15 protein-coding genes and 1 tRNA gene are annotated in these 14,291 nt (G+C 64.9%); 5 read left to right on the top strand and 11 right to left on the bottom strand.

The window, feature by feature from the left end; genetic code table 11:
* Positions 1–17 precede the first annotated feature (17 nt).
* The 3 genes from def (at position 18) to truA (ending at position 2,347) form a co-directional block, all read left to right on the top strand.
* A complete protein-coding gene (gene def / locus X268_RS30065; protein ID WP_128928295.1) occupies positions 18–545 on the top strand; it encodes a peptide deformylase in 528 nt (175 codons plus the stop codon).
* A gap of 141 nt (positions 546–686) precedes the next feature.
* Positions 687–1,610 (top strand): methionyl-tRNA formyltransferase, encoded by a 924-nt coding sequence (gene fmt / locus X268_RS30060; protein ID WP_128928294.1) that lies wholly within the window; start codon positions 687–689, stop codon positions 1,608–1,610.
* Entirely contained in the window at positions 1,610–2,347 is a 738-nt protein-coding gene (gene truA / locus X268_RS30055) for a tRNA pseudouridine(38-40) synthase TruA (protein ID WP_128928293.1), read from the top strand. Before fmt ends, truA begins: the two co-directional genes overlap by 1 nt.
* Positions 2,348–2,521: 174 nt before the next feature.
* On the opposite strand, the gene dapE is transcribed toward truA, so the two are convergent.
* From dapE to rpmH, 11 genes are all read right to left on the bottom strand, one after another.
* Positions 2,522–3,688 carry a succinyl-diaminopimelate desuccinylase gene (gene dapE, locus X268_RS30045; RefSeq protein ID WP_128928292.1) on the bottom strand — a complete coding sequence of 389 codons (1,167 nt, stop codon included), beginning with the start codon at positions 3,686–3,688 and terminating at the stop codon, positions 2,522–2,524.
* Positions 3,685–4,278, bottom strand: a complete 594-nt coding sequence (locus X268_RS30040) for a DUF805 domain-containing protein (protein WP_128928291.1) — start codon at positions 4,276–4,278, stop codon at positions 3,685–3,687. The genes dapE and X268_RS30040 overlap by 4 nt, the downstream gene beginning before the upstream one ends.
* A 128-nt stretch (positions 4,279–4,406) precedes the next feature.
* On the bottom strand, positions 4,407–5,252 hold the full coding sequence (gene dapD, locus X268_RS30035; protein ID WP_128928290.1) for a 2,3,4,5-tetrahydropyridine-2,6-dicarboxylate N-succinyltransferase: 846 nt from the start codon (positions 5,250–5,252) through the stop codon (positions 4,407–4,409).
* A gap of 188 nt (positions 5,253–5,440) precedes the next feature.
* The gene (locus X268_RS30030; protein WP_128928289.1) at positions 5,441–6,136 is read right to left on the bottom strand and encodes a pyrimidine 5'-nucleotidase; all 696 of its coding nucleotides are present in this window, start codon (positions 6,134–6,136) and stop codon (positions 5,441–5,443) included.
* 14 nt (positions 6,137–6,150) lie between these two features.
* On the bottom strand, positions 6,151–7,137 hold the full coding sequence (locus X268_RS30025) for a DUF1036 domain-containing protein (protein ID WP_128929433.1): 987 nt from the start codon (positions 7,135–7,137) through the stop codon (positions 6,151–6,153).
* A gap of 200 nt (positions 7,138–7,337) precedes the next feature.
* Positions 7,338–8,225, bottom strand: coding sequence for an acetylglutamate kinase (argB, locus tag X268_RS30020; protein WP_128928288.1), 888 nt, complete (start codon positions 8,223–8,225; stop codon positions 7,338–7,340).
* Positions 8,226–8,332: 107 nt separating this feature from the next.
* Complete coding sequence (locus X268_RS30015; RefSeq protein ID WP_245477710.1) at positions 8,333–8,698, bottom strand: DUF423 domain-containing protein; 366 nt, start codon at positions 8,696–8,698, stop codon at positions 8,333–8,335.
* Positions 8,698–9,351, bottom strand: coding sequence for a ribosome biogenesis GTP-binding protein YihA/YsxC (gene yihA / locus X268_RS30010; protein WP_128928286.1), 654 nt, complete (start codon positions 9,349–9,351; stop codon positions 8,698–8,700). The genes X268_RS30015 and yihA overlap by 1 nt, the downstream gene beginning before the upstream one ends.
* Before the next feature lie 134 nt (positions 9,352–9,485).
* Positions 9,486–11,354: a membrane protein insertase YidC gene (gene yidC / locus X268_RS30005; protein ID WP_128928285.1), complete on the bottom strand. Its 1,869-nt coding sequence runs from the start codon at positions 11,352–11,354 to the stop codon at positions 9,486–9,488.
* Positions 11,355–11,370: 16 nt separating this feature from the next.
* Positions 11,371–11,796, bottom strand: a complete 426-nt coding sequence (gene rnpA / locus X268_RS30000; protein ID WP_128928284.1) for a ribonuclease P protein component — start codon at positions 11,794–11,796, stop codon at positions 11,371–11,373.
* A gap of 27 nt (positions 11,797–11,823) precedes the next feature.
* Positions 11,824–11,958: a 50S ribosomal protein L34 gene (rpmH, locus tag X268_RS29995; RefSeq protein ID WP_008542748.1), complete on the bottom strand. Its 135-nt coding sequence runs from the start codon at positions 11,956–11,958 to the stop codon at positions 11,824–11,826.
* Positions 11,959–12,324: 366 nt separating this feature from the next.
* Between rpmH and X268_RS29990 the strand changes: the two genes are divergently transcribed.
* Together X268_RS29990 and X268_RS29985 are read left to right on the top strand one after the other, a co-directional pair.
* On the top strand, positions 12,325–13,824 hold the full coding sequence (locus X268_RS29990; protein ID WP_128928283.1) for an ATP-binding protein: 1,500 nt from the start codon (positions 12,325–12,327) through the stop codon (positions 13,822–13,824).
* A 262-nt stretch (positions 13,825–14,086) separates the two neighbouring features.
* A tRNA-Arg gene (locus X268_RS29985) sits at positions 14,087–14,163 on the top strand.
* Positions 14,164–14,291 lie beyond the last annotated feature (128 nt).

The following is a 14,291-nucleotide window of genomic DNA, read 5'->3' as shown; positions in this document are numbered from 1 at the left end:
GGGCTTAAATCGCGGCCATGGCCCTCAGAGAAATCATCATCCTGCCCGACAAGCAGTTGCGCCTCGTCTCCAAGCCGATCGAGAAGGTCACTTCGGAGATCCGCAAGCTTGCCGACGACATGTTCGAGACCATGTACGACGCGCCCGGCATTGGCCTCGCCGCGATCCAGGTCGCGCAGCCGCTGCGACTCATCACCATGGACCTCGCCAAGCGCGACGAGAACGGCGAGACAAAGCCGCTGCCGCGCGTCTTCATCAATCCCGAGATCATCGCCTCGTCAGCAGAACTTTCGGTCTACGAGGAAGGCTGCCTCTCGATCCCCGAATATTACGAGGAGGTCGAACGGCCCGCGAAGGTGCGCGTGCGCTTCACCGATCTCGATGGCAAGGTGCACGAGGAAGACGCCGAAGGCCTCTACGCCACCTGCATCCAGCACGAGATCGACCATCTCAACGGCGTCTTGTTCGTCGACTATCTGTCGAAGCTCAAGCGCGACCGCGTCATGAAAAAGTTCGAGAAGGCCGCCAAGCGCGCTGGCGAGTAGGGCTCGGCTCTCTCTCTCTCCTCGTCATGGCCGGGCTTGACCCGGCCATCCACGCCTTGCTTCCTTAGTCGCAAAGACCGTGGATGGCCGGGACAAGCCCGGGCATGACGGAGAACCAGAACTCTCACCGAACGCAGCCACATGCCCCTCCGCCTGATCTTCATGGGCACGCCCGATTTCTCCGTACCGACGCTGCTCGAGCTGGTCTCGCATGGCCACGAGATCGTCGCCGTCTACACCCGCGCGCCGAAGCCGGGCGGGCGGCGCGGCCTGCAATTGCAGCCGACCCCGGTCGAAGAAGCGGCGCGAAAGCTCGGCGTGCCTGTGCTGACGCCGAAGACGCTGAAGACGCAGGAGGCGCTCGACGAGTTCAGCGCGTTCGAGGCCGATGCCGCTGTCGTCGTCGCCTACGGCATGATCCTGCCGCAGGCGATCCTCGATGCGCCAAAGCTCGGCTGCTACAATCTGCATGCTTCGCTATTGCCGCGCTGGCGCGGGGCCGCGCCGATCAACCGCGCGATCATGGCAGGCGATGCCGAGAGTGGCGTGATGGTCATGAAGATGGATGTCGGCCTGGATACCGGCGACGTCGCCATGGCCGAGCGCCTTGCCATCACCGACAGCATGACCGCGCTCGACCTGCACGATCGCCTGTCCCGCCTCGGGGCCGATCTGATGGTGCGTGCCATGGCGGCGCTCGATCGCGGCGGGCTCCAGCTCAGGAAGCAGAGCGAGGACGGCGTCACCTATGCCGCCAAGATCGACAAGGCCGAGGCGCGGATCGACTGGACTAGGCCGGCGCGCGCGGTGCTGCGTCACATCCACGGCCTCTCGCCGTTCCCGGGTGCCTGGGCCGAGCTCGAGGACGCACGCGTAAAAATCCTGCGCTGCGAATTGGCAAAAGGCTCCGGTGCCCCTGGCGAGGTGCTCGACGATCTCCTCACCGTCGCCTGTGGCGACGGTCCCATCCGCATCATCGAGCTGCAGCGCGAAGGCAAGGCCCGCATGCAGGCCGCGGACTTCCTGCGCGGCGTGCCGGTCAAGCCGCCGATGCGGTTCGCTTGATGCCCCGCTACAAGCTCACCATCGAATATGACGGCGCGCCGTTCTTCGGCTGGCAGGTGCAGGACACGCTGCCTTCGGTGCAGGGTGCGCTGGAGGCCGCCGTGAAGGCGATGACCGGAGCGGATCTGCGCGTCCATGGTGCCGGCCGCACCGATGCCGGCGTGCATGCGCGCGGCCAGGTCGCGCATGTCGACGTCGACAAGCAGTTTCCGCCGGGCCGGTTCCGCGACGGGCTCAATGCGCATCTACGCCCGCATCCGATCGCGGTGCTGGAAGCCGAGATCGTACCCGACAGCTTCGAGGCGCGCTTCTCGGCCGTGAAGCGCCACTACCGCTATCGCGTCATCAACACCCGTGCCAATCTCGCGCTCGATGTCGGCCACGCCTGGCGCGTGCCGCGCAAGCTCGATACCGATGCGATGGACGCGGCAGCAAAGCGCCTGCTCGGCAAGCACGATTTCACCACCTTCCGCGACACCGAGTGCCAAGCCAAATCGCCGGAGAAGACGCTCGACCAGCTCGACGTGCTGCGCGACGGCCGCGAGATCACGATCGTCACCTCGGCCCGCTCGTTCCTGCACAGCCAGGTGCGCTCGATGGTGGGATCGCTGGTCTGGGTCGGCGAGGGCCGCTGGACTGCGGACGATCTCTCCGCAGCGCTCGCCGCCCGCAACCGCGCCGCCTGCGGCATCGTGGCGCCGCCGGAGGGGCTGTATCTGATGAAGGTGGATTATTAGGGGAGCGGCGCAGAGGGCGGGCACGCTCTTGCCAAACCGTCAGTGTCATGCCCCGGCTTGACCGGGCCATCCAGTACGCCGCGGCCTCTCTACTCGATCATTGCCGTCTCTGGAATACTGGATCGCCCGGTCAAGCCGGGCGATGACAGTGGAGATTGAGGCCGAAGTCCCGCCTCACCCGAAATACCGCGTCAAAATCCCGCGATACACCTTCGTCAGCTTTTCCAGATCGGCCACCGGCACGCGCTCGTCGACCTGGTGCATGGTCTGGCCGACCAGCCCGAACTCGATCACCGGGCAGTAGCTCGAGATGAACCGCGCATCCGAGGTGCCGCCCGACGTCGACAGCTCGGGCTTGCGCCCCGTCACCTCCTCGATCGCCGACACCGCGAGGTCGGTGAACGGGCCGGGCTTGGTCACGAACACGTTGGAGTTCGAAGGCTCCCAGACGATGCGGGCCTTGATGCGGTTGCCGCAGGCCTTGGCGAGACGCGTCTCGACCAGCTCGCGCAGGCTCGCCTGGGGGTGGTTGTCGTTGTAGCGGATGTTGAACCTAGCGCGGGCTTCGCCGGGGATGACGTTGAAGGCCTTGTTGCCGACGTCGACCGAGACGAATTCGAGATTGGAGGCCTGGAATTGCGCGCTGCCGTGGTCGAGCGGCTCGTCGGAGATCGCCACGATCAGCCGCGAAATATCCGGTACCGGATTGGAGGCGCGGTGCGGATAGGCGACGTGGCCCTGCACGCCGTCGACCACGAGCGTGCCGGACTGCGAACCACGGCGGCCGATCTTGATGGTGTCGCCGAGCGTCTCGACATTGGAGGGTTCGCCCAGCACGCAATGATCGAATTTCTCGCCGCGCTCCGCGGCCCATTTGAGCAGCTTGATAGTGCCGTTGATGGAGACGTCTTCCTCGTCACCGGTGATCAGGAACGAGATCGAACCCTTGCCATCTGCGCGCGGCTTGCCGCCATTGGCGGCGAGATGCTCCAGCACCGCGGCGACCGAGCAGGCGATACCGCCCTTCATGTCGACCGCGCCGCGGCCGTGCAGGACACCGTCCTTCACTTCGCCCGAGAACGCGCCGATGCTCCATGCGCTCTCGTCGCCGGGCGGCACCACGTCGGTGTGGCCGGCAAAGGTGATATGCGGGCCTTCGGTGCCGATCCGCGCATAGAGATTGTCGACGTCGGCAGTGCCCTCTTCGCTGAACGTCACGCGGTGGCAGGTGAAGCCCGCAGCGCCAAGGGCTTTTTCGAGCACCCCGAGCGCACCGGCATCTTCAGGGGTTACCGAGGGGCAGCGGATGAGATCGCGGGCAATGGAGAGAGCGTCGGTCATGCTTTCGGCTTAACACGCCATTGCGGCGGTGGGCCAGCCTTCTGCGGGGGCATTTCGAGCTCACGCTGCTGATCCCGACCGGGCTTGCCTGCCGGCGACACGTGGAGCGGATCGGCGCCGAAGCGGTTGGTCTTTTTGGAGCCGCGGAAGAACAGCAGCTCGATCCCGCCCCAGGTCGCGAGGATGAACGAGATCAGGGCGAGCGTGACGTCGATGGAAGCGTTGTCGATCCGGTCGATGAACTGGTTGATCAGGCCGGGGACGACGAAGAAGGGCAGCACCCACCAGGCGCTCTTGTCGCGGTCGTGGAGCCGTTTGATGGAGGTCGCCGCGAACACCCAGGTAAACAGCGGCGTGCCGATCAGCTTGGCCAGGATCAGCGGGAGGTCCGCGCGCGACAGCGCGCGATAGGTGTCGGGGTCGACCACCTTGAAGATGTCGCTGACCGAAAAGCCGAACGAGCGAGGGCCGAACGCCACCACGATGACGGCCAGGAAGATCATCCAGCAGACGATGATCAGCCCGGCCAGCCAATATTTGGCGCGGTTGATGCGGCCGTCGAAGCGGAAGAGGTACCAGGTCCAATCCATGGCGAAGGCTCCGGGCGGGAGGGGCCGCCCGGAAATTGGTCGCGATGGAGGGACGGTGGGTTCGACGAGGTAAGCTGGCGCCGCTTGTCACCTCTCCCCGCTTGCGGGGAGACGGAGAGGAGAGAGTCTTAGTCCCGCAGCAGCTCGTTGATGCTGGTCTTGGAGCGCGTGCGCTCGTCGACGCGCTTGACGATCACCGCGCAGGCGGTGCTGGGGCCGATCTGGCCGTTCTTCATCGGCTTGCCGGGCAGGGCGCCTGGCACCACCACCGAATATTCCGGCACTTCGCCCATGAAGACCTCGCCGGTCTCGCGGTCGACGATCTTGGTCGAGGCGCCCAGGAACACGCCCATCGCCAGCACCGCGCCCTTGCGCACGATCACGCCTTCGGCGACTTCCGAGCGCGCACCGATGAAGCAGTCGTCCTCGATGATGACAGGCTCGGCCTGCAGCGGCTCGAGCACGCCGCCGATGCCGGCGCCGCCGGAGATGTGCACGCGTTTGCCGATCTGCGCGCAGGAGCCGACGGTGGCCCAGGTGTCCACCATGGTGCTCTCATCGACATAGGCGCCGAGATTGACGAAGGACGGCATCAAGACGACATTCTTGGCAATGAAGGCCGAGCGGCGCACGACGGCGCCCGGCACCGCGCGAAATCCGGCATCGCGAAAACGGTTCTCGCCCCAGCCTTCGAACTTCGAGGGCACCTTGTCCCACCAGGTCGCCTTGCCGGGACCGCCGGGAATGACGCCCATGTCGTTGAGGCGGAACGAGAGCAGCACCGCCTTCTTCAGCCACTGATTGACCTTCCACTTGCCGTCGGCGCCGCGCTCGGCAACGCGTGCCTCGCCCTTGTCCAGGGTCTCCAGCGCCTGGTCCACGGCCTCGCGTACCTCGCCCTTGGTCGAGGTGGAGATGCCGTCACGCGCATCGAAGGCGCTGTTGATGGTGGATTCGAGGGCTGCAAGGGACATCGGGATTTCCTCTGGGACGCCGTGGTTCCGCGTGAATTGGAGCGCTTTTTCGGGATTCGGGCCGGGAGAGTCAAGCTGGGTTCGGTGTCATCACCCGCGAAAGCGGGTGATCCAGTACGCTGCGGCGGTGGCGATGAATCGAGATGCCAGCAATTACTGGATACCCCGCCTTCGCGGGGTATGACGGGCTATTTGGGGTGGGACAATCCCGCCAAAAACCCCGTCAGATCGTCCGTGACGTGATCCACATGGGCTGCGTCCCGGCCCTCCAGTTCCCAGTCCTCCCGCACCACCTCCTTCGTCCCATCCGGCACCACCAGCACGGTGGTCATGCCGAGCTGGTGCGGGACGGTGAGGTTGCGGGCGAGGTCCTCGAACATCGCCGCCCGGGTCGGATCGACCGCATGGTCGGCGAGGAATTTCCGATAGGTCTGCGGTGCCGGCTTTGGCTCGAACTCGGCGGCGATGATGTCGAACACGGCGTCGAAATGCGAGCCGAGGCCGAGACGCGCCAGCACCGCATCGACATGGTCGACCGAGCCGTTGGTCAGGATCAGCTTGCGCCCCGGCAATTTTGCAATGGCTTCGCCGAGCGCCGGGTTCGGCTCCAGCGGCGAGTGGTCGATCTTGTGGACGTAGGCGAGATAGTCGTCGGCGGAAACGCCATGCAGGGTCATCATGCCGCGCATGGTGGTGCCGAAGCGGCGGTAATAGTCCTTCTGGATCGCCCGCGCTTCCTCTGGACCGACGTTCAGCCAGTTGCAGACGAACTCCCCGATTCGAGCATCGACCTGCTGCCACAGATTGACGTGATGCGGATAGAGCGTGTTGTCGAGGTCGAACACCCAGGTGTCGACCCGGGCGAAGCTGCGGAGGGATTTCATCACGGCTCTCTCGATCATGGCACGGCAAACCGCAGCGTCTTGCCGCCGCTCGACATGTCCACCGCGCCAAAGCCCGTGACGGCAAATCCACGCGCGCCGCAATCGGCCTGCTCATTGGTTTCGAACTTGGTCTCGCGGGTGCAGAGCTGCTTGTCGCCGCCCCAGTTCAGCGGCCGGTCTTTCAGCTTGACGACGCGGTTGTCGGCGTCGACCGCTTCGGCGAAGCTGAAGATCTGCTTCGGCTGGCCGGTCACATCAGGATGCAGGCAGGACTTGGGATCGATGCGATACCAGCCGCGGCTGGTCACGGACCTGCCGTCGTCCGTCGCGATCGCTGCCATCACCTTGTGCGGCGTGTCGTTGCACCAAGTGAGGCCGGTCGCGGATGGCGTCTGCACCGCATCGACCATGGTCTTGAAGAAGTTTTGCGAGCCGACGACGTCCGACGACAATCCGCGGCTCTTCAGGAAGGCGGCGAGCGCGCTCTGCGTCTTCGGCCCGTCGACGCCGTCGATCGGCGCGGCGTCGTAGCCTGCGATCACCAGCAGGCGCTGGATGCCGGCAAGGCGCGCCTGCTCGTCGTCATATTCGGAATCCTCGGCGAGATAGGCCGTGAGGTTGCCGTCCGGACCTTGCGTCGGCGTCACTTGCGTGAACGGCACCTGCGTCTGGCCGGTGCGGCACTGGCGTGCGGGCGCAATGACGAAATTGTCCTGTGCCACGCACAGCATGTCGCGGCCGTTCTGCGGGATCGGGGAGGCGCCATAGACGCCGAGCGCGCGGGCATTGAGCAGGATGCGGTCGGCGGTCAGCGTGCCCTGCACCACCACGCGGCAGGTCGCAGGATCGATCCTGAACCAGCCGCGCGTCGCGGTCGCCGCCTTGTCGTCGATGCCGATCGCGGCCTCAACGACATAGGACATCCGGTTGCAGATCTTGAGATCGGCGATCGCAGGCGCGGCGGAGAAGACGAACGAGACGGCAGCGGCGGGCAGCGTCATCAGGAAGCGGGGGAAGGGGGAGCGGCGGGGGCGACGCTGCCCCAATCCGTCATGGCCGGGCTTGACCCGGCCATCCACGTAGGACTGCGTGTACGGAGAGGCGTGGATGCCCGGGCCTTCGCCACGCCGAAGCGGCTTCGGCCGCGCAGGCGGGGTAAGCCCGGCCATGACGACCTTCTTCCGCTGCTCGCGTTCGCTCGTCACTTGTGGATCAGCGTTCCCGTGCCCTGGTTGGTGAAGAGCTCGAGCAGCACCGCGTGCTGCATCTTGCCGTCGATGATGACGACACCTTCGACGCCCTGTTCCAGCGCGTAGATGCAGGTCTCGACCTTCGGGATCATGCCGCCGGAAATGGTGCCGTCGGCGATCAGTTTTCGCGCGTCCTTCACCGAGAGCTGCGGGATCAGCTTCTTCGACTTGTCGAGCACGCCCGGCACGTCGGTGAGCAGCAGCAGGCGTTTGGCCTTCAGCGCGCCCGCCACGGCGCCGGCGAAGGTGTCGGCGTTGACGTTGAGCGTCTGGCCTTCCCTGGAGGTCGCCAGCGGCGCCAGCACCGGGATCAGCTCGTAGCCGATCAGTTGGTTGAGCAGCGTGAGGTCGACCTTTTCGGGGTCGCCGACGAAGCCGAGGTCGATCGCCTTCTCGATGTTGGAGCCCGGATCGACGATGGTGCGCGTTGTCTTGGTCGCCTTCACCATGTTGCCGTCCTTGCCGGACAGCCCGACGGCCTTGCCGCCGGCTTCGTTGATATAGCCGACGATCTGCTTGTTGACCGAGCCGGCCAGCACCATCTCGACGATCTCGATGGTCGCGGCGTCGGTGATGCGCAGGCCAGCGGCGAACTCCGATTGAATGCCGAGGCGCTTGAGCATGGTCGCGATCTGCGGTCCGCCGCCATGGACCACGACGGGATTGATCGCCGTCTGCTCCAGCAGCACGATGTCGCGGGCAAAGTTCTTCGCGGTCTCCTCGTCGCCCATGGCATGGCCGCCATATTTGATGACGATGGTTTCCTCGTCATACTGCTGCATGTGCGGCAGCGCCTCGGACAGGATGCGGGCCTGGTCGAGCGGAGAGATGTCGGTCATGTCACGGTCTCGCTGGCGGGTCGGTCGGTGCGCGTTCTATCCGATTGGCGAGCTTGGCGCAAAGCGATGTTCTTCCCTTCTCCCACAAGGGGAGAAGGAAGAAAGCATCATTTCCGCTTCACCACCGCTGCGAGCGTCCCCGCCAGCCAGCCCCCGATCATCACAGTCCCGCCGGTCGGCGCCGCCATCGGAAACAGGGCGTGCCCGGCATATTGCCGCAAGGTGAGATCGCCCGCGAACAATGCGGCTCCAACCACGAAGCCGAGTGCGGCGACGAGGCCAATTCCGCCGTGCAGAAGGCCGCCTGCGAGCAGGGCGATCACGGCGAGTATGGCAGTTGCATGAAACAGCAGCATGGCGCTCGCCGAGGCAAGCCGGCTCGCATCCGCGCCGTGGGCTGAGGCCGCGGCCAGCGCGACGCCGGCGGCGCCCATCAGTCCGGCAAGCCCAATCAAGAGGCGGTGGGCCACCACTATGTGCTCCGCTCTTCCAGGAGCTTCGCCATCGCGGCGCGCAGGCTCTCCATGCCGGTCGAGCTGCGTGACGAGGTCGCGAGCACGTTCGGGAACGCGGCGGGATGCTTGGCCAGCGCGGCCTCGGTCTCGGCGATGCGCGCCTGCAACTCGGACGCCTTCACCTGGTCGGTCTTGGTCAGCACGATTTGGTAGCTGACCGCGGAGCGGTCGAGCGTCTTGAGCACCTCGAGGTCGACGTCCTTGATGCCGTGCCGCGCGTCGATCAGCACGTAGACGCGCGCGAGGCTGGCGCGTCCCAGCAGGAATTTGTGGATCAGCTCAGTCCAGGACGCGACCTGACTCTTCGGTGCCTTGGCATAGCCGTAGCCGGGCATGTCGACGAGGCGCAGGTCGGTCTTGCCGGGGACCTCGAAGAAGATCAGCTCCTGGGTGCGGCCCGGCGTATGCGAGGTCCGCGCGAGGTTGTTGCGGCCCGTGAGCGCATTGATCAGGCTCGACTTGCCGACATTGGAGCGTCCGGCAAAGGCGACCTCCAGCCCCGCCATCGGCGGCAGCGTCTGGATCGAGGGCGAGGCCCAGATGAACTGCCAGTCGCGCGCGAACAGCTTTCGCCCGGCCTCGATCAGCTTCGCATCTTTGTCATCGGTCATGCGAAGCTCGTTTGTTGCACCGTCATTCCGGGGCGATGCAAAGCATCGAACTACGGTGCGCAATTGCGCACCTGAGAATCTCGAGATTCCGGGTCTGGTGCTTCGCACCATCCCGGAATGACAAAGTGAGAGACTTACGTCGCCTTCCTCGCGAACGTGGCCTTGAGATTGTCGAACAGTTCCACCTTCACGCCGTTGCGGCGCATGATGTAGCTCTGCTGGACCACCGAGAGCAGGTTGTTCCAGGCCCAGTAGATCACGAGGCCTGCCGGGAAGCCCGCCAGCATGAAGGTGAAGATCAGCGGCATCCAGTTGAAGATGATCTGCTGCGTCGGATCCGGGGGCGTCGGGTTCAGCTTCATCTGGAACCACATCGTGATGCCCATGATGATCGGCCAGATGCCGAGCGCGAGATAGTGGCCGAATACGGGAATCGTGGTCGGATCGAACGGGATCAGCCCGAACAAGTTGAAGAGGTTGGTCGGATCCGGCGCCGAGAGGTCCTTGATCCAGCCGTAGAACGGCGCTTGCCGCATCTCGATGGTGACGAACAGCACCTTGTAGAGCGAGAAGAACACCGGGATCTGGATCACCACGGGAAGACAGCCGGCGACCGGATTGATCTTCTCCTTGCGGTAGATCTCCATCATCTCCTGCTGCTGCTTCACCTTGTCATCGGGGTAGCGCTCCTTCAGCGCCTGCAGCTGCGGCTGGATCGACTTCATCTTCGCCATCGAGGCGTAGGACTTGTTCGCCAGCGGGAAGAACAACAGCTTCACGATCACGGTGACGAGCAGGATCGAGATGCCGAAATTGCCGAACAGCCGGTAGAAGAAGTCGAGGCCGAGGAACATCGGCTTGGTGATGAAGTAGAACCAGCCCCAGTCGATCAAGAGATCGAAATGGTTCAGCCCGAGCTCCTTGTTGTAGCCGCCGAGGCCGGCGAACGGAAACACGCCGACGACGCCGGCCTCCTTGGCGCCCGCGAACAGCCGCGCGTTCGCCGTCGCCGTGCCGCCGATCGCGACGGTGACGGGCTCGAGCAGATAATCGGTCTGATAGGTGTGGAGATTGCCTGACGGGTTCGATGAGAAGCGCGCCTGCAGCTTGGCGTTGGTGTCGGGCAGCAGCGCCGAGGCCCAATACTTGTCGGTGATGCCGAGCCAGCCGTTGGTGACGTTGTTGAAGTTCACCTGCTTGGCTTCGTCGACCTTCTTGTAGGCGTATTCCTGCAGGCCCTGGTCGCCGAGATAGCCGATCAGGCCTTCATGCAGGATGTAATAGCCGGAAACCTGCGGCGCGCCGTGGCGCGAGATCAGCGCGAACGGGTAGAGCGTGACAGGCGTATTGCCGACATTGCTCACCTCGTCCTTGACGGTGAAGAGGTAATGATCGTCGACAGAGATGGTGCGGCGGAAGGTGAGGCCGTCGCCATTGTCCCACTTCAGCACCACAGGGGTGGTGGGGGTCAGGCTGCCGCTGCCGTCCTGCTGCCAGACGGTCTGGGCATCCGGCATCTTCGCGGTCACGCCCGTCGCCGCCACCCAGCCGAACTCGGCGTAATAGGGCTCTGCGGTGCCCGAGGGCGAGTAGAGAATGATCGGCGGCGATTTCGGGTCGACCGTCTCGCGGAACTGCACCAGCGCGATGTCGTCGATGCGGCCGCCCTTCAATGAAATGCTGCCAGCGATCCGCGGCGTGTCGATCTTGACGCGCGGGCTGGCGGCGATGGCGGCATCGCGCGCAACGACCGGCTGGGCCTGGTTCGCGGCCGGTGCTGCCGGCTGAGTTGCGCCACCGGGCTGCGGCGCGGCGCCTGGCGTCGCGGAGGCGGTTGGCGTCGCAGAGGCGGTTGGCTGCGGCGCGGACTTCTGAAGCTCGGCCTGCGCCTGCTGCTGGGCGCGCTGCTTCTCCATCTGCGGCACATTGTAGAAATATTGCCAAGCGATCAGGACGAGGCCCGACAGAATGACGGCGAGGATGGTATTGCGATTGTCAGTCATCTCGATTGTCTCGTCATCAATCCGGTTTGCGGCTGGCAGCGGGAGCGGGACTGGACCTTGTCCGGTCAGTCGTCGGGCCGCGTCGCTTCGCAGGTCCCTTGTGAACCCCCTTGGCCGTATGCCGTGCGGGCTTCGTGAGCGCTATGCGCAGATCGTCGAGCATGGCGGCGAAGGGGCGCGAGAGCGCGTCCCTTCGGCCAACCAGCACATAATCATGATGGGGCTGCATCGACACCGGATCGAGCCGCTTCACCAATTCGCGAAGCCGGCGCCGGATGCGATTGCGCTCGGGGGCGTTGCCGTTCTTCTTGGTAACGGTGAAGCCGATCCGGATCGGGCCGCCGTCATCGCGGGGACGGCTTTGCAGAACGAACGCGGGACTGTTCAGCCGCGCGCCATTGGCAACGGCGAGGAAATCCGCCCGCTGCCTCAGCCGATCCATGATGAAATCCCAAAAAGGGGGTCTGGCTCAGGCGCTCAGACGCTTGCGACCGCGGGCGCGGCGGGCGGCGAGAACCTTGCGGCCGCCGGCAGTGGCGAGACGGGCACGGAAGCCGTGACGGCGCTTGCGCACCAGTTTGCTGGGTTGATAAGTCCGCTTCACGGGTTTTTCTCCGCTGACCGGGCAATTTGCCTGTAGAATTGATGGTAAAGTCCGGAAGATACGGCCCAAAACGGGCCCTTTCCGGCCCCAAAAGAGCCGCTCCCGGCGTCAAACCGGGTCATCGCGGACAATTCGCGCGGCTTATAAGGGAGCGTCTTGTTTTCGTCAACGCCGCACAAGCGCGCGATTTCCGTGAATAACGCTGTTTGCAAGGGGTTTTTAACCCTTGAGGTGGCGACTCGCGATATCAGCGCTTACATCCCACCTTGGCAGATTAGCGATCCGTAATTTGACCCGACCGGGGATGGGTCGCATCGTCTTACTGCCAATTCTTCCCCCGCCAAAAGGGCAGCGAGGGCGAGTTTCGTGGCAGCGACAGACCTCCAGCCGATCCAGGATCAGGATCAGCCGGACCCGCCGGCAATGCGCCCCCGCGGGACCCGCGGGCTCGGGCTGTCAGGCAAGCTGCTGCTGCTAACCGTTCCCCTGGTGATGATCGCGGCCAGCCTGCTCTACGTGCCCGCCATCGCCAATTTCTGGGTCAACCGATTGAACGACCGCGTGGCGGCGGCCAACACCGCGGCGCTGGTGCTGGACGCGGCGCCGCTCGGCATGGTTCCCGATTCGCTGTCGCGCCAGATCCTCAAAAGCATCAATGCCCGCGCCGTCGCCATCAAGATGGGCCAGCAGCGTCGGCTGCTCGCCAGCGACAACATCCCGGCCGCCATCGAGCACGACATCGACCTGCGCGACATGACGGCCTGGGAGGCGATCACCGGCTCGTTCCGGATGATGTTGGAGACCGGCAACCAGGCCATCCGCATCGTCGGTCCCGGGGTCGGCAATGCCCAGTTCATCGAGATCGTCACCGACGAGCTGCCGCTGCGGCAGCAGATGTATCGATTCTCCCGCAACGTCGTGGTGGTTGCGCTGATCATTGCGGCGCTGACTGCCGGCCTGGTCTATCTCGCGCTTCATTATCTCTTCGTGCGCCCGATGCGGCGGCTGACCGCGAGCCTGGTCGGCTTCCACGAGAACCCCGAAAGCTCGGCGGGAATCATCGTGCCGAGCCAGCGCAGCGACGAGATCGGTGTCGCCGAACGCGAATTGTCGGACATGCAGCGCGATTTGATGTCGATGCTGCATCAGAAGAGCCGGCTCGCCGCGCTCGGCCTCGCCGTCTCCAAGATCAACCACGATCTGCGCAATCTGCTGGCCTCGGCCCAGCTCCTGTCGGATCAGCTCGCCAGCGTGCCGGACCCGCGGGTGCAGCGTTTTGCACCGAAGCTGGTGCGCTCGCTCGAGCGCGCCATCGCCTTCTGCCAGTCGACACTGTCCTACGGCCGCGCCCAGGAGGCCGCGCCCGACCGCCGCATGATCCTGATCGAGCCGGTCGTGCTGGAGGTGCGCGAGACCGCGGGCCTCGCCTCCGACGCCTCGATCGCCTGGGTCGCAGCGATCGAGCGCGGGCTCGCGATCGACGCCGATCCCGATCAGCTGTTCCGGGTGCTGCTCAACCTCGTCCGCAACGCCGCCCAGGCGCTGGAGAGTCATGCCTCCGGCGACGGTGGCCCGCAGCAGATCCGGATCACCGGGAAGCGCGAAGGCGCCGTCGCGATCATCGAGGTCTCCGACACCGGCCCGGGCGTTCCCCAGAAAACCAGGGAGCACCTGTTCGAGGCGTTCCAGACCTCCGGCCGTCCGGGCGGCAGCGGTCTGGGCCTTGCCATCGCCGCTGAGCTGGTCCGCGCCCATGGCGGCGATATCCACCTGGTCGAAGGCACCATTGGCGCCACCTTCCGCATCGTCATTCCCGACCGCCCCGTGGAGCTGCTCTCCATCCGCAACGAGCGGCAGAGGGCGTAGCTCGGCCGGTGGCCTCTCGTCGCCCGTCATTCCGGGGCTCGCGTCGCGAGAACCCGGAATCCCGAGCTTTGGCGCGAGATTCCGGGTTCGATGCTGCGCATCGTCCCGGAATGACATCCAAACCGTCATTTCCATGCAAAATCTCCCCATCCCGGACCTTGCCAATCGGGGAAAGAGCGGCTAGTCAGAGCGCTCTTTCGCACCCCCTCCGGCTCTGCCGGGGGCTGCGTCGCGGGCCACGCCCGCGCTGATTGCGAAACACGCGCCCGTAGCTCAGCTGGATAGAGCATCAGACTACGAATCTGAGGGTCGGACGTTCGAATCGTTCCGGGCGCGCCATTTACCTCGTTGAAATCACACGCCTTTACCGTCTTCTTTTCTTTCCCGAGAGGGCGTGGTTTGCAGTTCGTTGGCAAACCTTGTTCGCGGTGAGTTCTCGAAATTGAAGATAGCTTGCTTATCCGACC

This window comes from Bradyrhizobium guangxiense (assembly GCF_004114915.1).
Lineage (GTDB): Bacteria > Pseudomonadota > Alphaproteobacteria > Rhizobiales > Xanthobacteraceae > Bradyrhizobium > Bradyrhizobium guangxiense.
Note: the sequence above shows the minus strand (reverse complement) of the source record. Positions and strands in the feature narration are given on the sequence as shown.

What these genes read in the sequence shown, in the direction of transcription:
- def (WP_128928295.1), top strand. Translation starts at nt 18, where the DNA reads ATGGCCCTCAGAGAAATCATCATCCTGCCCGACAAGCAGTTGCGCCTC.
- fmt (WP_128928294.1), top strand. Translation starts at nt 687, where the DNA reads ATGCCCCTCCGCCTGATCTTCATGGGCACGCCCGATTTCTCCGTACCG.
- truA (WP_128928293.1), top strand. Translation starts at nt 1,610, where the DNA reads ATGCCCCGCTACAAGCTCACCATCGAATATGACGGCGCGCCGTTCTTC.
- dapE (WP_128928292.1), bottom strand. Translation starts at nt 3,688, where the DNA reads ATGACCGACGCTCTCTCCATTGCCCGCGATCTCATCCGCTGCCCCTCG.
- X268_RS30040 (WP_128928291.1), bottom strand. Translation starts at nt 4,278, where the DNA reads ATGGATTGGACCTGGTACCTCTTCCGCTTCGACGGCCGCATCAACCGC.
- dapD (WP_128928290.1), bottom strand. Translation starts at nt 5,252, where the DNA reads ATGTCCCTTGCAGCCCTCGAATCCACCATCAACAGCGCCTTCGATGCG.
- X268_RS30030 (WP_128928289.1), bottom strand. Translation starts at nt 6,136, where the DNA reads ATGAAATCCCTCCGCAGCTTCGCCCGGGTCGACACCTGGGTGTTCGAC.
- X268_RS30025 (WP_128929433.1), bottom strand. Translation starts at nt 7,137, where the DNA reads ATGACGCTGCCCGCCGCTGCCGTCTCGTTCGTCTTCTCCGCCGCGCCT.
- argB (WP_128928288.1), bottom strand. Translation starts at nt 8,225, where the DNA reads ATGACCGACATCTCTCCGCTCGACCAGGCCCGCATCCTGTCCGAGGCG.
- yihA (WP_128928286.1), bottom strand. Translation starts at nt 9,351, where the DNA reads ATGACCGATGACAAAGATGCGAAGCTGATCGAGGCCGGGCGAAAGCTG.
- yidC (WP_128928285.1), bottom strand. Translation starts at nt 11,354, where the DNA reads ATGACTGACAATCGCAATACCATCCTCGCCGTCATTCTGTCGGGCCTC.
- rnpA (WP_128928284.1), bottom strand. Translation starts at nt 11,796, where the DNA reads ATGGATCGGCTGAGGCAGCGGGCGGATTTCCTCGCCGTTGCCAATGGC.